The following is a 24,947-nucleotide window of genomic DNA, read 5'->3' on the forward strand; positions in this document are numbered from 1 at the left end:
TTTAACGAACAAGCTCCGATTCTTTAACTTCTTCTGGCAGCTCATCAACGAGTACCGGGTTGAAGTCTTCTACCCATGGGAGACCCCATTTGTTCAACTCTTCCATGAATGGATCTGGGTTGAACTCTTCTACATTGTATACGCCTGGTTTGTTCCATTTGCCTGTCATGACCATTGCTGCACCGATCATAGCTGGAACGCCTGTTGTGTAAGAGATCGCTTGGGAACCCACTTCTTTGTAACACTCTTGGTGATCACAGATATTGTATACATAATATGTTTTGTCTTGACCATCTTTTTTACCTTTGAAAATACAACCGATGTTTGTTTTACCTACAGTACGTGGTCCAAGGGATGCTGGATCAGGCAGTACTGCTTTCAGGAATTGCAGTGGAATAATTTGTTTACCTTCATATTCAATAGGCTCGATTGAAGTCATGCCTACATTTTCAAGAGCTTTCAAGTGAGTCAGGTAGCTTTGACCAAATGTCATGAAGAAACGGATACGTTTAAGACCTGGCATGTTTTTTGCCAAAGATTCCAGTTCCTCATGGTACAACAGGTACATGTCTTTCTCGCCAACTTCTTTGAAGTCGTAGACACGTTTGATTTCCATCGGTTTCGTTTCGATCCATTCACCATTCTCCCAGTATCTTCCATTCGCAGATACTTCGCGAATGTTGATCTCAGGGTTGAAGTTGGTTGCGAACGGATAACCATGGTCGCCGCCATTGCAGTCCAAAATGTCGATGTACTCAATTTCGTCAAAGTAGTGCTTCAGGGCATAAGCGGAGAATACGCCTGTCACGCCTGGGTCAAATCCACTACCGAGCAATGCAGTGATGCCTGCTTGTTCAAAACGCTCTTTGTAATCCCATTGCCAGCTGTATTCAAACTTCGCTGTATCATGTGGCTCATAGTTTGCTGTGTCCATGTAATTTGTTTTAGTTGCAAGGCAAGCATCCATGATTGTCAGATCTTGATACGGCAAAGCAAGGTTCATTACGATATCCGGTTTAACTTCGTTGATCAGAGCGATCAGTTCGTCAACATTATCAGCATCTACTTGTGCTGTCGTGATTTTTGTTTTTCCGCCGTCCAGCTTGGCTTTGAGCTCATCACATTTGGATTTTGTACGACTCGCGATGCAGATTTCCTCAAAAACTTCGCTGTTTTGAACGCATTTGTGTACTGCCACGGAAGCAACGCCGCCGGCGCCGATGATTAGTGCTTTTCCCATTTTACATTCTCCTATCCCAATATGTATTTTTTTTTATTGGTTTAATACGATGACAACAACAAGACAACAAAAAAAGCAAGGTGAAAAATGCCCGCAATCGCGCATCATCACACTTGCTTATCGATATACATCATAAAAAAGACGTGAAGTCTCCATGACCAAAAAAGTTCACAAGAACTCCTTTGGCGGAAAGCTCCTTCATGTATATCAATATTGGATCAGAGTCTATATAGCAAATAATTCGCCTTTACCACTCTTATTGACCGTTTCACAAGTTGATGTGCAATTGCACTGGTTGTAAAGTAACCAACTTATAAAATTTGAGCTTTGAACTCAATCAATAAAGCAACGTAAGTTGCCAATCGGCGTTTGACCCGGCTGTCCGTATGGCCTTAACTTCCTGGTGAAGTGGTCAAAATTATCTGCTGGAAAGCTCTAATTCATATTGATAAATTAACTTCCCAAAATCACAGGTCTTACACTATCAGACGTTGAAAAAAAAATCAAGCAATTATCAAAAATTATTTTTTTGAGCAGATTACGACTTGGAATGAAATTGATATCCCTCGAAGACTTTCAAGCCCTCTGTATTAAGTAATTCCCCTGTTACTTCAGGCTTTTGAGGACTTTTGTCAAATACTCCTTCACACGCGATCATGATGTTGCCACCAGCAATTTCCGCTAATTGATCATGGGCCGAATGGTTCGTTTCCTTCTTTGCGAGCTTGCAGAGCAATCTCAATGGCTTTATGCATAAAAAACTCATCTTTATTCATATAGTTACCTCTACAACAAAAAATTATGTACTCATTTTATCCTTCACATTAAGGATCGTTCAATGACACGGCTAACCTCTATTCGTTCCATTCTATCATCAATACAAATAAAGAGTATGACGACATTTCGTCATACTCCAGTGAGTCACACTAAGTTTATCTATTAAAATTCAACAGGCAACGATGCCAATCCTTGTGATGACAAAGCAGAGTGCCAATGAATCTCTTCCTGAGGAATGCTGAGCTGAAGATCCGGTAGTCGACGTAAAAGCGTAGTAAACGCCACGTCCCCCTCCACACGAGCAAGAGGAGCGCCAAGACACATATGGATGCCGTGTCCAAAGGCCAAATGCCGTTTTATTTTGCGTTCAATATCCAATTCTTCCGGATCAGTGAATTGCTGTTCGTCCCGATTTGCTGATTTCAGGAGGGGAATCACAACATCTCCTTTTTGAATCAATTGTCCATCCAACTCCGTGTCCTGTGTTGCATAACGAGGACCTGAAGAAGTGGCGGGTCCGTTATATCGTAACAACTCCTCCACCGCAGAAGGAACCAGATTCAGATCTTGTTTCAGTTGTTTCAGTTGTTCGGGATGTGTCAGAAGAAGATAAGAGCCGGTTGCAATCAGATTGGACGTTGTCTCATGTCCAGCAAATATTAATAACGTGATCATGGATATTAATTCATCTTCATTCAATCGATCCCCCTCCTCCTCAATCGCAATTAATTGACTGATGAGGTCATCTGAAGGTTCTACTCGTTTGTTCGCCACAAGCTGTGAGGTGTACTCTGCAAATGATCGCAAGTGCTGCGCTACTGCAGGGTCCTGTTTACCAAAACCAAGACCTTTTGCAATGGCTTCAGACCATACATGGATCTGAGGTCGGTCTTCCTGAGGTATACCCAACATCTCGGAAATAACGTTGATTGGGAAAGGATAGGCATAGTCTTTTACAAGATCCATCTCTCCTTTTCCTTCGAATTGGTCAATCAACTCATCGGCAATTTCCTGGACGCGTGGACGCAGGCTTTCCATATATCTTGGAGTGAACGCTTTGGAAACCAGGCTACGCAGTCTACGATGATCCGGTTCATCAACAAAGAGCATCGACTTTCCGGTAAAAAAAGTCTGGGGTTCCGACGAACCAAGCTCGCCTGAGAGATTCTTTCGAATATCATTGCCACTATCAATAGAGTTCATATCTACCGTAAATCGAGAGTGATCTTTCAGCACTTCCATGGCAACGTCCATCCGAGTTACAATCCAGGTTCGCCCTGCTCCACCCATTGGATTAGGTATAGGAACAACGGAACCTTTGGCACGCATCTGTGCAAACATGGCAAATGGATCTTTACTATTTTCTTCGCTAAATAAATTAAATTCTACTTTTTCTGAGGTCTGGTTATTCGAATGATTCATTATAATCTTCCTTTCGAAGTGAAGTTATTCAAATCTATGGAAATATATGTTCATTTCGATTATATACTAATCGTCTATTTATTTTCAAATATCATAAATTTAACGGCAGTAAACAACTGTTATAACAATATTTCATTTATATACGATTAGTATAATATTGATAATTACAAGCATAAAAAGTATAAAAAAGAGGTCGGCTATTAGCCAACCCCCATATTAATTACGTTGTTTCACCAGTTCCAAATACCACCAACAGGCTTCGGTCACTCTATTGGCTTCCGATTGAAACGCACTGGACTTGTACTCTTTGTGAAACGCTTGAAGTACCACTTCGATTACAGGAATATTTAAATCCTCTTGATCCTGTAATAACGCTAAAAGCCCCTTCGAAAGTTGCTTCAATGCTGCAGATTCCTTGGATTTTTGAACACGGTTGTTGAACTCATCAAATTCGATCAATACATTATCGATGTCCAGACCCATATCATGGTTACGCTCATCGGCATTCAGGAAATAGAGAGACTGAAAGTCGAAAATATGTTCATTTCTCTGGTGCATTGTTCTTAGGATCACTTCAATGTACGTTAGTACTTTTGGAACCACTTCGCTCCATACCGGTTTTTGCGTATTTAGACTTCTTGATGTGTTGGCAATCTGATGTAATATGCCATAGCACAATATTGCCCCTTCGTTGGCATATAAGCTAATGTCGTTCCCGTACACCTGAATCAGGCGTGTGGACAGCCATTTTAGGTGAACTGTAGCCAGTTTGGCTGAGTTGATCTCCCCGGAATAAAAGCCCGTCCAATATAATTCCCATACTCGCTCTTTATTAGGTACAGACATAGGAATTGCAATCTGGTCTACGAGCAGATCATAATCCGATGTATAGTGATTTTGTTCAAGTTCTTTGCGAATGAAAACATCCTCTTGCATGCGCTGATCAATAATCGAATATAAACAGTCTTCTTTGGAACTGAAGAATTTGTAGAATGTGCCTTTGGATACACCTGATTGATCCAGGATCATCTGGATTGTTGTATTTGCATAGCTATGCTCTAAAAATAGTGCAAGTGCTGTTTCCAATAAACTTTGTTTACGACTACTCATGTCTCGTTATCGCCCCAAGTTTTTCTATTGATTTTAACACTCATTCCTCAGGAGTTGAAGTATTGATTCGCACTATAGCCGTCATATAAAATAATTGCACAATGAGTAAATTTGCACAATGGGCAACTTGTTGATATGATAAACCTCACAAAGTGCATATTCAGTAAGTGTGCTCTTCTTAAAAAGAATTAAACCATAGTCATTGGTGTTGGAGGTGAACGCATAAGCGGAGAATAATGATTAAAAGAAACTTGCGACATTTGAAGAAAGAAGCCACTGAAAAAGCACTTGCTGGTGCTGCATTTGAACTTACCCTTGAACATGGGCTTGATGGCTTTACGGTCGAAGATATCGTGCATCAGGTGGGTTGTTCACGTAGAACATTTGCAAACTACTTCACATGTAAAGAGGAAGCCGTAGCAAGAGGTGCAATATCCGTTCAGAATACAACGGAACTCGAAGAGTTACTTACCGAAATGCCCGACAACGTCTCCTTGCTTGACGTACTGTATAACCTGATCAAGATGCAGCTTACAACAGAACTAATTGGAAGGCTTCATCAGCTGCTCTCACTATCCCAGACTTATCCTGTGCTTGAACCGCATTACCTTGGAGCCATGCACCGGATGCAGACGCAGGCACAAGATACCTTATTAGACTTATCTAACGGGAAATATGACGAGATCTATACTTATCTTCTGATTAACGCACTATATGGATCGATACTGCCATTAATTGATGGAAGACTCAATGTGTTGCTGCCCGGACAAGTCATTACTGAAGATACCAAGCCCGGCGCTTTAACCTTCGATCAATTTTTGGAAACCACGTTTAATCATTTACGGGCAGGATTCGAACATGCCAACCATCCACATTCATCATAGAGGGAGTGTAAAATAGAGAAATGTCTACATTATTATACAGAGTGGGGAAAACCGCTTTTAGCAAACCTGCCTACTTCATCATTGGCTGGGTTTTAATTCTGGGAATTGTCATCTCCATGATCAGCATCAATGGTATTCACATCAGTTCTGAAATGAAGATTGAAGGCACAGAGTCACAGAAGGTTTTGGATCAATTGGCAAAAGAACTGCCAGCCGCCTCCGGCGGTCAAGGAAGTGTTGTGTTCAAAGCTCCAGACAACGAGCGTTTGGATACGCCTGAACGTTTGGCGGCCATGATGAAAGGTGTTAATGAAGTTTACGGATTAGACAAAGTCATTAACCCTGCGGACTATGCAGCTGAAGCAGGTAATTCGGGTGCTCAGGCGGAAATGGCTCAGAATGCTCAGGCTACTGATATGGCGCAATCCGCAACAACCACGCCTCCTCCCTATGGACCTTTAATGGTGGATGGTGTTCCTGTACCTGGAATGCTGATCTCTTCGGACGGCAGCATTGCACTGTTCCAGTTCCAATTTACAATTGAGCAGTCTGCCATAACACAGGATGTATTTGATTCCGTTATTCAATCTGTTATGACGGTAGAGCAAGGAACCAATATTAAGGTGCTACCGGGCGAAACGCTCAAAACGGTATCGATTGGAGTCGGCTCGGCAGAGATTGTCGGACTGGTCATTGCTGTCATTGTATTGCTGATCACCCTTGGCTCCGTTGTTGCAGCAGGTCTACCTCTGATCACTGCACTCCTCGGTGTTGCCATTGGAGTTGGTGGTGCGTTCTCCATCTCCAAATTCATCGAAATGCCTAGTGTCACTTCCGTCCTAGCTCTCATGGTTGGATTGGCTGTCGGAATCGATTACGCTCTCTTCATTGTTAATCGTCAACGTCGAATGATTATTGATCAGGGCTTGAGTGCAAAAGAAGCAACAGCAAGAGCCATTGGCACATCAGGCAGCGCAGTGTTTTTTGCCGGATTAACCGTCATTATTGCACTGTGCGGTATGCTTGTCATCGGTCTCACATTCTTGTCTACGATGGCTTTGGTCGCAGCTGCCACCGTACTCATCAACGTATTCGTTGCTTTAACCCTGTTGCCAGCTTTACTCGGATTGGTAGGAGAACGCATCTGTTCCGCCAAAGCTCGTGAGAAAAGCACGAAACATCCTAAATCCACTAGCCGCGGAGTCGCGGACAGATGGGTGAAATTCGTTATCAAAAATCGTTGGGCTACCATTATCGCCATCATCGTCATTCTTGGTTTTGCCGCGACGCCGATTACCAAAATGGAAATGGGTATCCCTGGCGCTTCCTCAGCGAATCTGGATACAACAGCAAGACAAAGCTATGATGCCATCTCCGAAGGCTTCGGAGAAGGATTTAACGGGCCACTTATTCTGGTCGCAGAGCCTAATCAATCATCCGCAAAAGTTACACCGGAACTCTTGGGCGGTCTGGTGATGGAACTCCAAGGACAGAATAACGTTGCACAAGTCACACCGCTTGGTATGACAGAAGATTTAGCTATTTTCAGTCTCATTCCAAAAACGGGTCCTAACGATAATCTCACTAAAACACTGGTCACTGATCTACGCGCGGCTGATTCCAGCATCGCACAGACCTATGATGTGAAACTTGGAGTTACTGGACTTACAGCTGTAAACATCGATATGTCAGCCAAACTGGCGCAGGTGTTCCCTATTTATGTAGGTATCATAATCTTGCTCTCGCTGATCATCCTGTTACTCGTTTTCCGTTCGATCATCGTTCCCATCAAAGCAACGATTGGTTTCCTGCTTAGTATCCTGGCTACATTCGGGATCACAACTGCTGTATTCCAATGGGGCTGGCTGCATTCGCTCTTTGGTTTCGATACAGGCGGCCCGCTGCTGAGCTTTATGCCGATCATCGTGACAGGTATCCTGTATGGCCTGGCGATGGACTATCAAGTCTTCCTTGTTAGCTCCATGCGGGAATCCTATGTGCATGGTCATCGCGGGACCGAATCCGTTGTTCATGGATACAATCAGGTAAGTCGCGTGGTTGTTGCCGCAGCAGTGATTATGGTCTCTGTATTTGCAGGATTTATCTTCACTGATGATGTCATGATCAAGCAGATTGGTTTCACTTTGGCTGTAGGCATTCTGATTGATGCTTTCATCATCCGTATGGGCTTGGTCCCTGCCATCATGGCTATTTTCGGAGACAAAGCTTGGGCACTTCCAAAATGGCTGGATCGCATTCTGCCAAACCTGGATGTTGAAGGCGAGAAGCTGATTGCTTCCCTGAATGCTGAAGAGCATGCCAACACGAAGTCTGGATTAAAATAATCATTCCAATAGAATGGTGATACCACGATTAATATCACGACTACATTCACCAATACAAAGACCTCCTCTGTTTTTATAAACAGGAGGTCTTTTTTCTTTTTCACATTTTATGCGGTTATGTCTTCAATATGGATAGTATAGGACGGGGATTTAGAAGCATTAACAAACGCCGCAAATAACGTTTGACTATAGTCATCTACTTTGTAGCTGTACTCTGGATGCCACTGCACTGCCAAAACAAATGAACGGTTTGGCATGACCACGGATTCTACGAGTCCATCTTCAGCGACTGCCACGGCAGTTAACTTATCCGACAACACCTTGATTCCCTGATGGTGATAACTGTTCACTTTTATCGTATCTGTTAGCAAAATATCGTATAGGATATTATTTTTCTCAATATGTACATTATGTACAAGATTCGTATACGGCGGACTTTGCTTATGATTAACGAACTTGTTCCCATGAAGTTGAAGACTAGTCGGAATGTCTTGATACAACGTTCCACCCAAAATAACGTTAAATAGCTGTAGTCCACGGCATATGCCAAAGGCAGGCTTATCAAGCTCAATTACCTTTTGTAATAATATCGATTCCATCATATCGCGCTCAATACACAACTCTCCACAGGTAACCTCTGCATGCTCATGATACAGCTCAGGATTGAGATCATGTCCCCCCGTGAACAGGAACCCATCGAACTGATTAGCCAGCGTTGCTATGATCTCGGTATCCGTTGTCAAAGGCAGCATAATTGGAATCCCACCTGCTCCTTCTATCGCGTTCATATATTCTGGAAGCATCCAGTAACTTTTTTTGTCAGTATCATATAAAGGCAGTACACCGATCATGGGCTTTTTCATGGCTTTACCTCCCAGCTTTTCATTCATTTTATCAGATCTCTTCATTTATAAATTCACTGAATTATTGCATTATCCTACCTCTATCATCTACGAACCCGTTTCATCCCGAATGCTGGAAAACTAAAAAAACAAACAAAGCCGCATAACAGCAACTTTGTTTGTAGTTCCAATCCCATATATATGCATTCATCCGTTTGGTTTAAACATCATCTCATCTAGGCTGCTTTTACAGTGGTTGTTTCGTCTGAATTTACTTGGATGGAACGCTGGCATATCAGGGTAACGACAAAAGCCAGCAAGGCAAGCATCACAGCAACTGGAGGCACCCACTGGACACCACCCATATTGACGGCAATTCCCCCGACACCAGAGCCTAGCGCTATACCTACATTGGCCGCCACAGGCAGGAGTGTAGATGCAAATGCTTTGGACCCCGGCGCGATCGATCCTGACACATCAAACAAATATAGCTGGGATGCCGCGCTCATGGAGGATGACAGACATCCAATCAGGAACAGGAATGCCAAGCCCATCCACACATTAGAAACGGTAAAACTCATTCCTAGGAAGAGGATGGCTTGAATTACAAAAAGCCGCTTGAGCTTGGGCAGGAAGTCACCCTTCGCTATTTTGGCACCAATCCAGTTACTCAGGATGCTGCAGGCACCATAGATCAGAAGTATGGCACTTATCCATTGTACAGGCACACCCATTGTCTCACTTAGGAGTGGTGTAATGTATGTAAAAATCACGAAAATACAACTGTTTCCCAGTACAGGGATCAGACAGGCAAGCAATATGCGCGGCTTCACAAAGAGAGACATCTGATCACTGAACGAACCGACAATCGTAGTTGTTTGGCGTGGCAGAATACGGAACATGAACAGCAGCGGTACAACACCTATACACGCCGTAACAACAAACGTCATGGACCAGCTCAGATGTTGTCCGATAAATGTACCGAGCGGAACACCTAACACATTAGCGATTGAAAATCCGCCCAAAATCCAAGCGATAGCTTCCCCTCTTCGCTCCCGGTTCACTGCGTCACTTACGATTGAGATCGAAAGTGATATCGTAAGTCCACAAGCAACGGCCGAAACGATGCGAATGGCCATCAGAGAAGAGAACGTTGTTGAGAACACGGTCAATAGATTTAATGCCAACACGATTGCAAATCCAATCAATATGGAACTTCTTCTGGATATTTTGGCCAAGAAGGCCACGGCAAATGGTGTACCCACTGCGTATGCAATCGCAAAACCGGAGACAAGCATACCCGCGGCAGCAAGTGATACTTTCATGTAACTTTCAATTTCCTTCAACACACCCACGATGACATACTCGGTTGTTCCCAGTACAAAACTAACGAGCGTAAGCGTTAAAATAAGTAGGTTCTCTCTATTTCTAGTCATAAATCAATACTCACTAATCCTTTCTATTGTTGCAAGCGCTTCAATTCTGTCTACGATCATTAATTCATGTATTTTCTGCTTTCCCATCCCTTCACTTTCGATATATAGTACATTTTGGATAGTGAAATTGTACTGTCAGATATACCATGGCGACAATCAAGGTTGTTGTGGTTTTATTGCAAAACATTATATATGTTGTCATTTCAACACAGACTTTCAATACAGATTCTGAAGGGAAGACATAGATGAATACACACCACGAATTCGGCCAACTGCATCCAAATCGAGATTGCACCATTATTTATGTAGGAAAACTGGCCGACAATCCCCATTGGAGTTTTCCGACGCATAAACATGACGATCTGCATGAGATTATCTACGTAACTGAAGGCAAAGGATTGTTCACCATTGACGGCATCAAACACTGGGCTCAAAAAGGGGACATGCTCATATATAACAAGGGTACTCTTCACGAGGAGAAGTCCAATCCTGAATTCCCGTTATCCACTTTTTATTGTGGCTTTCGTTTTACAGAAGGCACCCAGACCCTTCAGGATTGGGTCATTCCTCCCTCTAACAATCCGATCATTCGAGCAAACCGATATTCCGATGAGCTCCATTCGTTAATGCAGACCCTCTTCAATGAATTTTCAATCCGGGAACATGGTTATGAGTCTATCTCTGGGCATGTGCTGAAAGCAATACTTCTAATCATCGATCGGCAGTCCCGTCAACAGCTTCCTAGTGGGGAGAGCGTTGGGAGCAATACCCTTGCTGAGAGCATTAAAGACTATTTGGATACTAACTATCGGCAGAACATTAAACTCAAAGAATTGGCAGATCAATTTCATATCGATTTCTATTACTTAATTCATATGTATAAAAATCACTATGGCACTTCTCCTTATCATTACCTGATTCAACGAAGAATGGGTGAAGCCACCCGATTATTAGTTTCAACTAACAAAAAAATATGGGAAATCGCCAAACTGGTCGGTTACGATAACCCCAATTACTTTACAATTTTATTTAGCAAAACGGTTGGTGAATCACCACGAAGTTTCCGAAAAAAGAATCAAAAGGATATGTTCGGGGATGAGGCGTCACATTCTTACTAATCTTACTACATGCAAAAAGGCGCTCCATTAGGGGAGCGCCTGGTGCTTTACATATCTCTTTACATATTTCTTTACACATTTCCTCACTTCTACTCTAGAGCTTAAAGCGGCGAACCAATTCTTGCATGTTCTCAGCTGTTTTGGATAGCTGTGCAGATGATGCCGATATCTCCTCCATTGCCGCCATTTGCTGTTGGGCTGCTGCTGAAGTTGTCTGAGCACTGTCAGCCGACACTTTAGAGATATGACTCATCGCGGCAACTGTAGCCGAAACTTCTTCCGTACTGGCTGACAACTGTTCGGAGACAGCGGAAATATCCTGAATTTGATCCACGATATGAGCTGTATATTGTTCAATGTTGGATATGGTTGCGGAAGCTTCTTGGCTGATCCGCATTCCCTCACCAACTTGATTGCGAACTTTATCATTCATAAGGGACGTGGATTTTGCAATCAGATCGAGCATTTTGCCAATGGTAGCACCAATGTCGTCCGCACTCTGTTTGGATTGCATGGATAACGTGCGCACCTCACCAGCAACGACAGCAAAACCTTTACCGTGTTCTCCTGCTCTTGATGCTTCAATAGAGGCATTCAGTGATAGAAGGTTGGTTTGCCGAGAGATATCCGCAATCGCTTCATTCATTCGATTGGCTTCGGCGGACAGACTGGACAGCTCATTAATCAATGCTGAGGTTTCTTCAACAGCTCCGAGAATATGTTCCATTTGTTCTCCGACCTGGTTTATGGTTTTCCCACCATTAGCAACAGCGCGCTCCGTCTCTTCAGCCGAATCAACGATGGCACTCGCAGATTCTGCAATTGTACTGATGCCTCTCGCCATCTCTTCTACGGCATTTGCGGTTTGTTCCGAATTTTCCGCCCCAACGATAGCTGATTCCGCAGTCTGCTGCATGGTTTCAGCCACATGTTGAACCGATTGGGTGGTTTGTTGTGTACTTTCCTGAATCATTTGGGAAGAGCGGCTTAACAACGATGACGTCTGATGAAGTTCAGCAACCACCGATTGAAGGGAACTGGTCATTTGGTCAAAATCATTTGCCAATATACCGAATTCGTTCTCGGTTTTAAGATTAACACGTTCGGACAGATTCCCTTCGCTTACGCTGCGGGTTGCCTTTCTCAGTTTTTGCATAGGTACAATAAAAGATCTCAGAATGAAGAAAATAATAACTCCAGCAATTAATACAGATACAGCAATGACGGTTAGACTCGATACCATGATGGGTTTCGCTGCGGCGATAAAGTCTTCATGGCCCATCAAAGCAATGACATTCCACCCCGTCAAAGCATTAACACCGTTATATACCTCTAGATCATACGCCAGATCCGTTCTGACAAATTGAGAAAATGCCATCGGCTCATCGGAACTTGAAGCCGTATTTGGATGAACTGGAATTCCCTCGATGAGCGCCCCGCCGAGTTCTCCTCCCCCACCTTTTACAATGGCACCAGACCAAGCTGCGATGGTTCGATTGGAGTCAACCACAATCAGGCTCCCATTACCTCCTACATCCACATAAGATATTTCTTTTGCTAATCGCTCCAGATCAAGTTTAATACTTGCTACACCTTGTTGATTTGAAAGAGCCTTTGAAATTTCTACATAAATCTTCCCGGATACCGGATCTGTCATAATACTCGAAAAAAAGAGTGCTCCATTGTTACTCATACCATTGGTGTACCATGTTGTGCTGCGTGGATCATATGTTACATCTTCTATTGCTGGAGATGATATAACACCACCTTGGTCGCTGCCCACAGTGATGGCAAGAAGATCAGGATATGTATCAGCTAATTGGTCGATTCCTACTTGTACTGTTTCGTTGTTCGCCTGACTGGGAGTGGAGCCATACATACTGTCTATATAACTCAATAATGCTGCTTTTTCCCCTATCAGATTGTTAATATGCTGTCCTGTCATGGTTAAAATGGTATTGATGGGATCTGTCATTTTTTGTTGTACCTGATCTTTGGCACTATTATACGAAAAGTATCCGATAAGTGCAGTCGGGATAATAAGTACCGCGAGGAAAGCTGCAATGAGTCTAGTGCTCATTAATCGTAAACCGGCTCCTCCTCTCTTATAAAATGACCTTTTTTTCTTTTCCTTTTTCAATTTCAATCTTCCTCTCTTTATTCATTTTTGGTAGAATCAATCGGCCAGTAAACGCAAAAAAACCCATATATATGCACACCCAAAGAAACTTTGAGCATGTATATACATAGGTATTGCCTGAATGAATTCAGTAACAAGCCGTATTTGTTTAGTATTATAGCATAAGTAAAAAGGGTTTGTTAACTATGATTGGGTCTTTATACCAGACATCTGTTGTTTATAATCCGTAGGACTTAGCCCCGTATACTCTTTGAACACCTTCGAGAAATAGTGCTGATCGCTAAACGACAGCAAATCGGAAACTTCCTTAAACTTCATGTCCGGTTGACTTTCCATCAGTCTGCAGGCTTCCTGAATGCGAAGCTGGGTGTAATACTGAACAAACGTAATTTGCGTTGCATTTTTGATCACTCTGCTGACATACGACGGGCTAACGTGAAACTTCATGGCAATGTCGTTGATAGACAATTGAGAGTATTTATTTAGTTTTACGTAATCGTCAATCTGTTCGAACAGGATCGCCTTGCTTTTTCGAACGTGGGATTGCAGCATATCGAAGCACTGTCCCGTCCATTCCGTCATTCCCCGGCAAAAATCGGCATAGGACTGTGCATGGGCGAATTGTCTTGACCGAAGCTCCAGACCCAATCTCATGCCCGAGCCCTGTTCCTCGTACAGATGAGCAAACGTGTCTACAATCAATCCGATAAACCGCTCCACCTCGGTCATATGTACATTTTCCTCTGCCCATCGATTCATCAATTGGGATAACTTGAAAGCAAACCGTTCTTTCTGCCGAGCCTGTATCATCCGTACAAAAGCAGATTCCTGCACCGGATCCAGACAGCCTGTCTCGGATCTGGCCATCGACACCGGATTCCCGGTATCCAACACTATTCCTTGTTTCAACCGTTGCTGCTCAGACAAAATGGACGACATGCGGTGATAGAGCTCCGGCAGATTACCAGACTCAGCGAATAGAAGTTGTCCTCCAATGATCGCATCGATGTCATGCGCAACCAAATGCCGTCGCAACGATTCAAGACATTCATGTACGGAAGAGTACACCTCAAGTGCACTCTTGTTAACAAAAGCAACAAATTGATATGGGGTTTGACTGGTGTACACACGACAAGGATGGAATGCAAAAAAATCCTGCACTATACCCTCAAGTTCCACCTCCACCCATCGTTCATGCCCTGCGGTAAAAGGCTGTTTGCTCATAATGATCATCATCTGGCTGAATAAAGGCGGAAACTCCTCCCCCTGTTTCGGCGTAGTCTCACATTGGGGATGAATGATTTCCTGCAAATCCAGCAGTTCCTTGGACATCTGTTGATCAAGTTGGTCAATTACCCGACCCATGACTTCTTCAAGCGCCTCTCGTTCGACAGGTTTTAACAAATAGTCAAACACTTGCAGGTTCAATGCTTTTCTTGTGTATTCAAAATCGCTGTACCCGCTAATTAGAATGACCTTCAGATCCGGGTTGGCAAGCTTGGCTTGCTCAATCAGGGACAGTCCGTCCATTTTCGGCATTCGTATATCGGTCAACAGCAGATCAATCGGTTCCTGCTTTAACGCTGCCAAGGCTTCCTCTCCATTCGTTGCCGTAGCCGATACACGAATCGGGAATTTGAGCGTTTCCAAGAGCATTTTAATATTACGTAATATCGGTTTGCTATCCTCAACGATCATAACGTTATACATCGCCTATGCCTCCTAGTTAGTAAAAATCCTTTGTCAGTGAGCCGATGATTTGAATCGTTGCTCCATGTTGCTCTTCCGCATGATTGTTAAATATATTAATGAAGAGCCGGTTGTTATACATTAGTTTGAGTCGATTGACACTATTGATAATCCCCATGTTACCAAGGGCTGTTCCACCATCGGCAGTCTGGTTCATTCCAGAACCCGATGCCTGAATATTGGCTAAAATCTCCTGGATCTTATCCGGTGGAAAACCCTCTCCATTATCTTTGATCTCCAAAGCCCATAATCCGTTATATTGCTTCACGGTAATCTGGATACGCCAAGGCGGCGCGGTGTTGGCAAAGGCATGTTCAATGCAGTTTTCCACAAACGGCTGAATGACCAACCGTGGCAATCGGATTTCGTTCGCCAGCTCGTCTGTACGGATGTCCCACTCCAGATCCTCTTCGTACTTTTGTTGTACAAGGGACAGATAATGTCTCGTATGTTGAAGCTCCTCAGCCAAAGTCACATGCGCGTATGGTGAAGAGACAATATAACGCAGACTGTCCGAAAGATGTTTGCACATATCCGATACAACTTTGGTCTTCCCCTCTTGGGCAGCAATACTGATCAGATATAGAACGTTATGAATAAAATGAGGAGCAATCTGGGCTTGCAGCGCCGAATTACGAGCCTTTACTTCCTCATGAAGCGCCGATTTTTCCCGGTCAATGGATTGCTGCAGTCTTTCCATCAGGTCCTGAAAAGCTTCATTCAGCAATAAGAGATCATTATTCTTCGGCGTTTCATCCACTTTCAGATTCATATTGCTGTAGTTCATGCGCCAGATCTGACCGCGGAGCTTGCGGATAGGCAGCAGCAGGTTACGCGTCGACAGGAATATATACACAAATGAAACCAGCATCAGTGCTGTAATCAGCAGAATGGACATCGTCTGAACCGAATGGATCGAACCCAGGACAGATTTTTTGGGCGTTATGATATACGTGATCCAACCTGTACTTGGTGAAGTGGAATGCGTGATATAATTGTCGTTTTTATCCACATCCAGCCCCTCGTCTGCTGAAGGCTTTGTCCAATTGGTAAATGTCACCCCCGCTTCCGAGCTCGTCATCTGCTCCCCTTGTTGATTCAGAATATAGACATCGCCAGCGGTAATACCCTCCGTTAGATTCTGTATATAGGCCTGTTCCATCTGAATGCTAAGATAACCGTACACCTTGCCGTTCTGATCATTGATCGTGCGCACAAAGGAGATCGTATCGTCTTGACGCAGCAGAACAAAACCACTTTCCGTCCAATCTCGTCCGATCTGACTACTCTCCATCATGGTGTTCAGGATTGCGGGAGGATTGTCCAAACCCAGATATGATGTCAGGAGAACCCCGTGATTGTCGTAGATGGACATGTCCTTGATATTCATACTCGGCCCGATGGCCTGAAACATGATGTCTTTGATGATCCGAATCTGCTTCAGCCTTTCATAATTACTATGCGCTGAGGAGCTCTTGTCCATGGCTGCAAATATATTTTTGCTGGATAATATTCGCTGTGACATCTGGTTCTGTTGTTCTACGTAGAGATCAACTTGCTCTCTTACCTTCGTAGCTGTCACGAGCGTATCCTGCTCTGTTTTCAGTTTGAGCGGGCGGACAACGATCACATTCACATAAACGATAAAACAGCCCAGCACGAACAAAAGCAGAGCCAGAAATGTCAAAAACACCTTTGTCTGCAAACTGAATTGAGTTGCTTTATGTATGAGCTTTGCCATTCTCAGAGATGCCCTCCTGTTCTGACATGATGTGAAATCCCTTACATTCATGTCTACTCTATCACGGTACTTCATGAAATGATAGCGATTTCAAGTTCAGGATTTTACACATCAACGTTCAAGCACAGACATGTACCGGGGCGAGAAAAGAATCTATAATCGGACTTGTAAACGGATTCACTAAACGTTTTAGAGGGGGATTTGTATTGAAAACAATAAAAAGAAAAAAGGCGTTTTCTATTATTCTGGCCAGTTTATTATCGGTCTCATTAACGGCTTGTGGATCAGGAGGTACGGATTCCGGCACAGCTGCTGGCGGGGACAGCAAGAGTGGCAAAGTCACATTGGAGCTGGCAATCTCTAAAAGTTCTCAGGACTCTGCCTTCATCCAGCAGGACATTCTCGATGCATTCGAAAAACAAACGAACATTCGTGTCAATTTGCAGCTGATTCCAGCGGAACAAACGACAACTGTACTGCAAACCAAACTGGCTGTGGATGAAACGCCTGACATTATTCAGTACAATCTGGCGAGCGCAGTCACGGACCTGAACCTTGAACGTAACTTCGAGATTCTGGATAACGAGCCTTGGGCGAGCAGAATTGTGAACAAAGACGTCCTCTCTTCTGGTGGTCATCTCTACAGCTTCCATGTCAGCCAAGATACGGGGATGCAAGGGGTCGTTTATAACAAACAAATCTTTGAAGAACTCGGATTGTCGATTCCAACCAACTACGAAGAATTTCTGGCGATCTGTGAAAAAATCAAAGCAAGTGGCATTACGCCTGTCTTCATGCCTTACAAAGATGCCTGGGCTGCCAATATCTGGCCTGCTGCAGCTTTTGCCGATTTTGTAGCCAAAAATGAACCGACTTTTTTTGATGAGCTGAACAGTAATAAGAAAAAATGGTCTGATATCCCGGAATTCAAAACATTCCTGGAACAACAATATGAGATTTACACCAAAGGGTACACCAACACGGATGTGCTTAGCGACAGCTATGACATGGCCGTAGGTAAATTCCTGAACAAGGAAGTTGCCATGATGTTTATGGGCGATTGGTTAATTGAAGGCGTTGCCGAGCAAGATCCAAATATGGAACTGGGCGTATTCCCGATTCCATCGTCGGATAATGCCAGTCTGGGTGCAAGTCCACTGGGCGGACAACTGTTCATTCCGAAGAAATCCAAACATCTGGATGAAGCCAAACAGTTCCTGGACTATATTGCTTCCAAGGATGTCGCACAACAGATCGTCGATTCCAAAGGATACGTATCCAATTTCAGTGACGTCACCACACCAGAATTGCCGGCTTACAAGCAGGATATTGTAGACAACTATATTACGCCGAAGAAAACCGTGCTGACAACGGATGCATACATGCTGGTTGATCGCAGCGAACTGTACCGATTGTTGCAGGATCAATTTGCAGGTGGATTGTCACCGGAAGAAGTGCTGAAATCCTGGGATGAGAAGTTCAGTCAGCTGATGCAGGATAAAGGCGTAGAAGGTTTCTAAAGAGTGAAATATAAGGCAGCATAACAGATCGACCGTTATGCTGCCTGGCTATAACGGAGTGTGAGACATGAAAAGGACTAAAAATCTGTACTCGTATTATATGATATTTCCCGCACTGATTATCTACTCCATCTTTTTTGTTGTGCCTGCTCTCGCCGCTTTCTATTATTCATTCACGGATTGGCGGCTGGATCGGCTGGAGCTGAAGTTCATTGGGTGGGATAATTTCCAGAAAATTTTTTCGGACAAAACGCTTATTCTGGCGCTGAAAAACACGGCGATATTTGCAATCGTCACCGTTGTTGGCAAAAATGTCATCGGTTTGTTACTGGCTGTAGGACTTAACATGCGATTAAGAACAAAGAACCTGCTGCGCGCGATCTTCTACTCCCCTTCCATTCTCAGCATCCTTGTGATCAGCATTCTGTTCACTCCCATGTTGCGTACCGAAGGTACAATCAACAATTTGTTGGAATCTGTAGGGTTACATTCATTAAGCCAAGCTTGGCTTACTAACCCATCGATTGTTATCTGGACAATTGCCATCGTATCTATCTGGCAGAGTGCCGGGTTCCAGATGGCTATCTATCTGGCTGGTCTGCAGTCCATTTCTCAAGAGTATTACGAGGCAGCCAAGATCGATGGCGCAAGTTCGTGGAGAAGTTTTTTCAAAATCACACTACCACTCTTGCTGCCCGCGATTAATATTAACCTGATGCTGACATTGATTGGTGGACTCAAAGTATTCTCTGAAGTATATGTCATGACCGGTGGTGGCCCGGGTAACGCTTCCCAGGTCGTAGGTACGATCATTCTGCGATCTTTCGGCGAAGGCAACTGGGGACTCGGTACCGCGGTCAACACACTTCTCTTCGTGGTCGTTACCATTATTGCTATACCGCTATTGATCTTCATGCGGCGTAAGGAGGTTACGGAATAACATGGGCTATACACGCAAACTCGCCATCCGCAACTATATCGTGGAAGGTTTCCTGATTCTGGCCTCCCTTATCGTTCTGTTGCCGCTTGTCATTCTGATCTTTGGTTCATTCAAAACCAGTGCTGAAGTACTTAGCTTCTCCTTGAGTTTTCCGGAAACATGGCAGTTCTCGAACTATGTTCGTGTCTTCCAGGAAGGCGGACTGTCGCGAGCGTTCTTCAACAGCATTTTGATTACTGGCGTATCTTCCATCATTAATATCGTTGCTTCTTCGGCAGCGGCATTCATTCTGGCACGTCGGGAAACCAAACTATCCGGCACGATCTACATGTATTTCTTCATGGGATTGATTGCGCCAATGTCGATTATTACGACCATACGTGTTGTACAGGGATTGGGATTCTACGGCAGCATCACAAGTGTTATCCTAATCTACGCCGCGTTAAATACAGCCTTCAGTGTATTCTTGTATAGTGGATTCATCAAAACCATTCCACGAGCACTGGACGAAGTGGCATTTCTGGAAGGAGCAAGTGTGTTCGGGGTGTTCTTCCGCATCGTCACACCGCTCATTCTGCCCGTTAACGCAACGGTAGCCATCATGGTGTTCATGTCCGTCTGGAATGACATCACGATTCCGGTATACTTCCTGACAGACAGTTCCACATGGACGATGCCACTGTCGATCTACAATTTCTACGGCAAATATAGCCGGGACTGGAACCTGATCTTTGCCAATCTCGTGCTCACTTCGTTGCCTGTATTCATTCTGTATCTATTTGGGCAAAAATATATTGTCAGCGGCCTCACTGCCGGTGCGGTTAAAGGTTAAGCCTTATATTCTCACGGCTCTCAAGGAATAGAATTGGAGTATTCATGACGTACTCAACCCCCACCATATCTGGTGGGGGTTGTTTATTTATAGCGAGAAAATGTATCTACACCTCTCTATTTTTGAAACAATTGTGGGTAAAGGGCTGCAACACCACCAGCAAGACCCTGTTGTACATTCCGACTGGTATCATCAGCAAGAATCTCGTAGAGATCCGCTTCGATGGAATCTATTGCAATTTTGGCAATATCAGTTGGGTTCGTTTTCGGTGCGTCGATACCTGCCGTCATATCCGTATCCATGAACGCTACGTGCAATCCGGCAACGCTAACGTTCTTAGGGGCTAACTCCAGACGTAATGCATTCGTAATTCCCCACTGAGCGGATTTTGCAGCTGAATATGCACCTGAGTTACCAAGGCTGAGCCAAGATAGAGCGGACAGGATATTCAGTATCGACCCTCCCCCATTCTTCTCTATCACCGGTGCAAACGCACGAATCATTGAAAGCGTCCCGAATACATGTGTATTGAATTCCAAGTGAATATCGTTCAGCTCACCCGTGAGCAGAGAAGCACCCGTAGCGGAACCAGCATTATTGATTAGAAGGGTTACATCACTAGCTACCTCAGCTGCAGCCATGACAGATTGTGGATCCGTAATATCGAGTTGCAGTGGAATAACCCCCGGCAGATCAATAGATTCAGGGTTTCGTGCGCCAGCATACACTTTGGTTCCCCTCGCCAGCAGTTCAAGAGCAAGTTCCTTGCCCAACCCTCGATTAGCCCCACTTACAATAGCAACTTGTTTGGAAATATTCATTTATTATTACTCCCTCTCATTGAGAATGTATTCATTTTTGAGCTGTTATGGGAATGATCATTCTCATAACTCCCAATAACAATCTATCACATCGGGAACGATCAGTAAAGAATAACTTTTATGATTCATGTCTTTATAAAAAGAAGATGCCCGATAACCTTTGAAAAAAGGCTCCGAGCATCTTTCTTTGGTCCTTCATTGAGAACGGATTTACATATGGATTATGATTTTATGTCATACAGATTCGCAGGTAACGCCTGCACAAATGGTGACCAGTCACTCACTGTATATAGATGAAGTCGGTGCATGGCTCGTGTGCAGGCCGTATACAGAAGCTTGCGATCATATTCCTGGCTGTAAGCAACGGGTGAAGCATCATAGACCAGGACAGCATCGAACTCAACGCCTTTGGCGAGATACACAGGAATAACCATGATTCCTTTTTCGAAAATCTGTGTATCCTTTGTTATGAGCTGTAACCCTTCGCCGCCTTGACTTTGCAACCTTTCATAGGCATCACGACTTTCAGCCGCGGTCTTTGTAATCACAGCGATGGAATCAAACCCCTCCGCCTTAAGCGCGGCGATGTCTGCGAGAATCTGTGTACCACGCAGATTTTCGTCCTTCAATTTTGTTAAAAGAGGCTTCTGATCTCCCCTTTCAAACGGTCTTATCTCTTCTCCCCCTGGTAACATCTGTCTCGTGAATTCAACAATCTCTTTGGTTGAACGATAACTGCGTACAAGGCGTATCAATGTAGTTTCGCCTTCTCCGTAAAGGTGAACCAGTGGCGAGTTGGATGCTGCCAAATCCGTAGCCTGCATAAAGATCGCTTGCCCGAAATCCCCCAGCACCGTCATGCGGGCACGAGGAAACAGCTTTTTAAGATATTCATATTGAAACGCCGAATAATCCTGGCCTTCATCAACAAAGACATAACGAATCTCTGTGTTTGTCCGGACGCCTTCGATCATCTCTTTTACATATAAATACGGAGTAGCATCCTCATGGAACAGCTTGTTCTGAAGGATCATGGCCTTGGTCTGTTTACAAATCTCAGGCCAGTGCTGTGGGGGGATTGCCCCATTCGTTTGTTCTCGATAAGCGGCTTCATCTACAAATAGTTGTTCGTATATGCCTTTCACATCCACGAACTGGAATTTCCGCACACTCTTCCTTAAAGGTTTAAACATGTCTTTCACCAGTTTCTGACGAAGCAACTCCTCTTCCTGCACTGCAAAGTTAAAGGCACCCTCATCTTGCATTGCACTGTTATTCCCGTTATCTCGTGCTGCGTATTTTTCCGCCACATCAAACACAGGCTTTTCTTTGTGCAACATGCGGAAAGCTTCCACGTACTCTTCTGTGTCCAGATAATTCAACTCCTCCAGAACCCAGTCTGCTTCCCGTTCCAGACGTTCCAGCGAAACAAGTTCTCTCAGCAACCATTCCTGCAAAAGAAGTATGCGGTTGGACAAGGTAAGATTTTGATCCAAACTGTAAAATTGGGTCTTGATTCGATCTGAAGTGATGAATTCACGTCCCCGAAATTGAATGCCGTTGAACCGCATGCCCTCCCGCCCCAGCCACTTACCGTAGTTTTGGAGCACTTGCAGGAATGTCTCGGAAGCTTTGTACTTAATCGCCTCCAGACGAGCTTCATATCCCGGATCTTCTTGGGCTGTCAGCACATATTCAATCTGATCAAAGGCATCCTCTGGTCGTAAGGAGGAATCCAGCCAATAATTCAGATATTCCTGGAAAGTCGTCTGCTGCATATTTTCTTCGCCAAGTTCCGGGAGCACGGTGGAAGTATAACTGGTAAACATCGGATTCGGGGAGAAAAGTACAATCTGATCTGCTTTGACGGTCTGGCGATGTTTGTATAGTAAGTAGGCCACTCGCTGTAACGCAGCGGACGTCTTGCCACTGCCAGCTGCCCCTTGAACGATAAGCATTCGGCTTCGGTCATCACGAATAATGGCGTTTTGTTCCTTCTGGATCGTTGCTACAATGCTCTTCATTTGTGAGTCTGCACCCTTGGCGAGCACTTGCTGCAACAATTCGTCACCAATCGTCTCAGTTGAATCAAACATGCTATGAAGCTGCCCATGTTGAATCTGAAATTGACGCTTGAGCTCCATCTTTCCTTCAATTCGTCCTGAAGGTGTGTCATAACTTGCTGGCCCGGGAGAGTGATCATAGTACAGACTCGCAATTGGCGTACGCCAGTCATAGATTAGAAAGTTCAATCCATCTTCATCCATGAAGGATGATACGCCGATGTAGATCTGTTCAGTCAATGTCATGCCTTTTTCCTTATAGTCGAAACGGCCAAAATACGGCGTTGGAAGCAGTCTCTTTGTATTTTTCCATTGTTGTGTTAACAGCTTGTGCCCGCGCTCCCTCTCGGCCAACACTCTGGACTGCTGATTAATGGTATAGAATGCATCTTCAAAATCACTGTACGAACTCGTATTGATCGTCACTTCTTCCCAGAACCGTTTACGAATTTCGGCAGCCTGTTCATGCAGTCCGGCAACCTTCGGTTCTAACTCGTCGAGTCTTGCCTGAAGCTTGTTCCTCACCTGTACTAATCTTTCCTCTTCCAACTTCCAATCGTTTGTTTTATCCATGAATAAGTCCACTCCCTTTTCCATTTATTAGGACCAAAAAAAGAGCATTGACAAATCGGAATGTCGGATGTAAAATTAAATTAGGAGAAATAATGATTCACCCTTTATATTCAATAGAAATGTCAATTGCGCTATAGATTATATCATGGCTTTTTTTCACGTTCAATGCTTTTTTTCTGTTCTGTCTGAGTTGAAAAATAATTTATATTAAATAGATGTCCCTTGAGCTACACTGGGGGCATCTTTTTTTATGTCCTCTATCTAACAGATTCTAGGATTGGATTCTGATAGGATTAGGCAAAACTTTGATAGAAATGTGGTACACGCTGGTTCATTCGTTATGACATAATAATGTGTAAATAGATCACCATACAGGTGGCAATAATAAACATTAGAAAGGATTTGAACATAACATGGAATATACGAAACTTGGTAACACAGGCTTGGACGTATCTCGATTTTGCTTGGGATGTATGGGATTTGGGGACGCCAGTAAATGGGTTCATGAATGGGTATTGAATGAAGAAAATTCTCGCCCCGTGATCAAAAAAGCGTTGGATCTAGGCATTAATTTCTTTGATACAGCGAATATATATTCTCTGGGTACAAGCGAGGAGTATCTTGGTCGGGCGTTAAAAGATTATGCAAATCGGGATGAGGTTGTCATTGCTACCAAAGTACACGGACAAATGCATAAAGGACCCAACGGTTCTGGCCTTTCCAGAAAAGCCATCCTGAGTGAGATTGATAAAAGCCTTAAACGATTGGAAACCGATTATGTGGATCTCTATATCATTCATCGTTGGGACTACAATACGCCTATTGAAGAAACCATGGAAGCCTTACATGATGTGGTGAAGTCGGGTAAAGTGAGATATATTGGCGCTTCAGCCATGTTTGCATGGCAGTTCCAAAAAGCATTACATGTAGCAGAGAAACACGGTTGGACCAAGTTTGTCTCCATGCAAAACCACTTGAACCTCATCTACCGTGAAGAGGAACGTGAAATGTTGCCTTTATGCAAGGAAGAAAAGATTGGTGTAACTCCCTACAGTCCTCTTGCTTCAGGCAGATTAACCCGTGACTGGTCCGTATCCACGCTTCGATCCGAGACAGACCAAATTCAGAAATCCAAGTACAATGCGACCAGTGATGCAGATCGAATTGTTGTTGAACGAGTTGCATCCATTGCGGAAAAATACGGTGTCCCTCGCACACACATTGCACTTGCGTGGTTGCTACAAAAAGACACTGTAGCGGCTCCAATTATCGGTGCCACCAAAATATCGCATTTGGAAAATGCGGTAGGCGCTCTTTCCGTTAAGTTGACCTCAGAAGATGTTACGTTCCTTGAAGAGCCCTATGTACCTCACCCTGTTGTAGGTGCTCAATAA

Annotated in this window: 17 protein-coding genes; 7 read left to right on the forward strand and 10 right to left on the reverse strand. The window is 44.0% G+C overall.

Annotated elements, in window-relative coordinates:
- Position 1 precedes the first annotated feature (1 nt).
- From BLS69_RS09090 to BLS69_RS09105, 3 genes are all read right to left on the reverse strand, one after another.
- Positions 2 to 1,240: a saccharopine dehydrogenase family protein gene (locus BLS69_RS09090; protein WP_017688530.1), complete on the reverse strand. Its 1,239-nt coding sequence runs from the start codon at positions 1,238 to 1,240 to the stop codon at positions 2 to 4.
- 939 nt (positions 1,241 to 2,179) lie between these two features.
- Positions 2,180 to 3,439 carry a cytochrome P450 family protein gene (locus BLS69_RS09100; RefSeq protein WP_091030607.1) on the reverse strand — a complete coding sequence of 420 codons (1,260 nt, stop codon included), beginning with the start codon at positions 3,437 to 3,439 and terminating at the stop codon, positions 2,180 to 2,182.
- A gap of 216 nt (positions 3,440 to 3,655) precedes the next feature.
- A complete protein-coding gene (locus tag BLS69_RS09105) occupies positions 3,656 to 4,549 on the reverse strand; it encodes a TetR/AcrR family transcriptional regulator (RefSeq protein WP_091030609.1) in 894 nt (297 codons plus the stop codon).
- A 236-nt stretch (positions 4,550 to 4,785) separates the two neighbouring features.
- On the opposite strand from BLS69_RS09105, the gene BLS69_RS09110 reads away from it, so the two are divergent.
- Positions 4,786 to 5,433 carry a TetR/AcrR family transcriptional regulator gene (locus tag BLS69_RS09110; RefSeq protein ID WP_091030612.1) on the forward strand — a complete coding sequence of 216 codons (648 nt, stop codon included), beginning with the start codon at positions 4,786 to 4,788 and terminating at the stop codon, positions 5,431 to 5,433.
- Between the two features lie 20 nt (positions 5,434 to 5,453).
- On the forward strand, positions 5,454 to 7,778 hold the full coding sequence (locus BLS69_RS09115; protein WP_091030614.1) for an MMPL family transporter: 2,325 nt from the start codon (positions 5,454 to 5,456) through the stop codon (positions 7,776 to 7,778).
- A gap of 107 nt (positions 7,779 to 7,885) precedes the next feature.
- Here the strand turns inward: BLS69_RS09115 and BLS69_RS09120 are convergent, their stop codons facing one another.
- A complete protein-coding gene (locus BLS69_RS09120; protein ID WP_091034911.1) occupies positions 7,886 to 8,641 on the reverse strand; it encodes a gamma-glutamyl-gamma-aminobutyrate hydrolase family protein in 756 nt (251 codons plus the stop codon).
- 215 nt (positions 8,642 to 8,856) lie between these two features.
- Complete coding sequence (locus BLS69_RS09125; RefSeq protein WP_091030616.1) at positions 8,857 to 10,056, reverse strand: MFS transporter; 1,200 nt, start codon at positions 10,054 to 10,056, stop codon at positions 8,857 to 8,859.
- Between the two features lie 245 nt (positions 10,057 to 10,301).
- Here BLS69_RS09125 and BLS69_RS09130 point away from each other — a divergent pair, with 245 nt between their 5' ends.
- On the forward strand, positions 10,302 to 11,174 hold the full coding sequence (locus BLS69_RS09130) for an AraC family transcriptional regulator (protein WP_091030619.1): 873 nt from the start codon (positions 10,302 to 10,304) through the stop codon (positions 11,172 to 11,174).
- 94 nt (positions 11,175 to 11,268) lie between these two features.
- Here BLS69_RS09130 and BLS69_RS09135 read toward each other — a convergent pair whose 3' ends face one another.
- From BLS69_RS09135 to BLS69_RS09145, 3 genes are all read right to left on the reverse strand, one after another.
- Positions 11,269 to 13,254 carry a methyl-accepting chemotaxis protein gene (locus tag BLS69_RS09135; RefSeq protein WP_256332262.1) on the reverse strand — a complete coding sequence of 662 codons (1,986 nt, stop codon included), beginning with the start codon at positions 13,252 to 13,254 and terminating at the stop codon, positions 11,269 to 11,271.
- 243 nt (positions 13,255 to 13,497) lie between these two features.
- A complete protein-coding gene (locus BLS69_RS09140; protein WP_091030623.1) occupies positions 13,498 to 15,024 on the reverse strand; it encodes a response regulator transcription factor in 1,527 nt (508 codons plus the stop codon).
- Positions 15,025 to 15,040: 16 nt separating this feature from the next.
- On the reverse strand, positions 15,041 to 16,804 hold the full coding sequence (locus tag BLS69_RS09145; protein ID WP_091030625.1) for a sensor histidine kinase: 1,764 nt from the start codon (positions 16,802 to 16,804) through the stop codon (positions 15,041 to 15,043).
- Positions 16,805 to 17,010: 206 nt separating this feature from the next.
- On the opposite strand from BLS69_RS09145, the gene BLS69_RS09150 reads away from it, so the two are divergent.
- From BLS69_RS09150 to BLS69_RS09160, 3 genes are all read left to right on the forward strand, one after another.
- A complete protein-coding gene (locus tag BLS69_RS09150) occupies positions 17,011 to 18,324 on the forward strand; it encodes an ABC transporter substrate-binding protein (protein ID WP_091016368.1) in 1,314 nt (437 codons plus the stop codon).
- A 67-nt stretch (positions 18,325 to 18,391) separates the two neighbouring features.
- Entirely contained in the window at positions 18,392 to 19,264 is an 873-nt protein-coding gene (locus BLS69_RS09155) for a carbohydrate ABC transporter permease (RefSeq protein WP_036670879.1), read from the forward strand.
- Between the two features lies 1 nt (position 19,265).
- On the forward strand, positions 19,266 to 20,096 hold the full coding sequence (locus BLS69_RS09160; RefSeq protein WP_017688542.1) for a carbohydrate ABC transporter permease: 831 nt from the start codon (positions 19,266 to 19,268) through the stop codon (positions 20,094 to 20,096).
- A 116-nt stretch (positions 20,097 to 20,212) separates the two neighbouring features.
- Here the strand turns inward: BLS69_RS09160 and BLS69_RS09165 are convergent, their stop codons facing one another.
- Positions 20,213 to 20,917 (reverse strand): SDR family oxidoreductase, encoded by a 705-nt coding sequence (locus BLS69_RS09165; RefSeq protein ID WP_091030627.1) that lies wholly within the window; start codon positions 20,915 to 20,917, stop codon positions 20,213 to 20,215.
- 221 nt (positions 20,918 to 21,138) lie between these two features.
- Positions 21,139 to 23,553 carry an RNA polymerase recycling motor HelD gene (gene helD, locus BLS69_RS09170; RefSeq protein ID WP_091030629.1) on the reverse strand — a complete coding sequence of 805 codons (2,415 nt, stop codon included), beginning with the start codon at positions 23,551 to 23,553 and terminating at the stop codon, positions 21,139 to 21,141.
- Between the two features lie 413 nt (positions 23,554 to 23,966).
- Here helD and BLS69_RS09175 point away from each other — a divergent pair, with 413 nt between their 5' ends.
- The gene (locus BLS69_RS09175) at positions 23,967 to 24,947 is read left to right on the forward strand and encodes an aldo/keto reductase (protein ID WP_091030631.1); all 981 of its coding nucleotides are present in this window, start codon (positions 23,967 to 23,969) and stop codon (positions 24,945 to 24,947) included.

The sequence above is a fragment of the Paenibacillus sp. CF095 genome (assembly GCF_900101225.1).
In the GTDB taxonomy this organism is placed as follows: domain Bacteria; phylum Bacillota; class Bacilli; order Paenibacillales; family Paenibacillaceae; genus Paenibacillus.

What these genes read in the sequence shown, in the direction of transcription:
- BLS69_RS09145 (WP_091030625.1), bottom strand. Translation starts at nt 16,804, where the DNA reads ATGGCAAAGCTCATACATAAAGCAACTCAATTCAGTTTGCAGACAAAG.
- BLS69_RS09165 (WP_091030627.1), bottom strand. Translation starts at nt 20,917, where the DNA reads ATGAATATTTCCAAACAAGTTGCTATTGTAAGTGGGGCTAATCGAGGG.
- BLS69_RS09175 (WP_091030631.1), top strand. Translation starts at nt 23,967, where the DNA reads ATGGAATATACGAAACTTGGTAACACAGGCTTGGACGTATCTCGATTT.
- BLS69_RS09105 (WP_091030609.1), bottom strand. Translation starts at nt 4,549, where the DNA reads ATGAGTAGTCGTAAACAAAGTTTATTGGAAACAGCACTTGCACTATTT.
- helD (WP_091030629.1), bottom strand. Translation starts at nt 23,553, where the DNA reads ATGGATAAAACAAACGATTGGAAGTTGGAAGAGGAAAGATTAGTACAG.
- BLS69_RS09160 (WP_017688542.1), top strand. Translation starts at nt 19,266, where the DNA reads ATGGGCTATACACGCAAACTCGCCATCCGCAACTATATCGTGGAAGGT.
- BLS69_RS09135 (WP_256332262.1), bottom strand. Translation starts at nt 13,254, where the DNA reads ATGAGCACTAGACTCATTGCAGCTTTCCTCGCGGTACTTATTATCCCG.
- BLS69_RS09125 (WP_091030616.1), bottom strand. Translation starts at nt 10,056, where the DNA reads ATGACTAGAAATAGAGAGAACCTACTTATTTTAACGCTTACGCTCGTT.
- BLS69_RS09155 (WP_036670879.1), top strand. Translation starts at nt 18,392, where the DNA reads ATGAAAAGGACTAAAAATCTGTACTCGTATTATATGATATTTCCCGCA.
- BLS69_RS09110 (WP_091030612.1), top strand. Translation starts at nt 4,786, where the DNA reads ATGATTAAAAGAAACTTGCGACATTTGAAGAAAGAAGCCACTGAAAAA.
- BLS69_RS09120 (WP_091034911.1), bottom strand. Translation starts at nt 8,641, where the DNA reads ATGAAAAAGCCCATGATCGGTGTACTGCCTTTATATGATACTGACAAA.
- BLS69_RS09115 (WP_091030614.1), top strand. Translation starts at nt 5,454, where the DNA reads ATGTCTACATTATTATACAGAGTGGGGAAAACCGCTTTTAGCAAACCT.
- BLS69_RS09100 (WP_091030607.1), bottom strand. Translation starts at nt 3,439, where the DNA reads ATGAATCATTCGAATAACCAGACCTCAGAAAAAGTAGAATTTAATTTA.
- BLS69_RS09090 (WP_017688530.1), bottom strand. Translation starts at nt 1,240, where the DNA reads ATGGGAAAAGCACTAATCATCGGCGCCGGCGGCGTTGCTTCCGTGGCA.
- BLS69_RS09130 (WP_091030619.1), top strand. Translation starts at nt 10,302, where the DNA reads ATGAATACACACCACGAATTCGGCCAACTGCATCCAAATCGAGATTGC.
- BLS69_RS09140 (WP_091030623.1), bottom strand. Translation starts at nt 15,024, where the DNA reads ATGTATAACGTTATGATCGTTGAGGATAGCAAACCGATATTACGTAAT.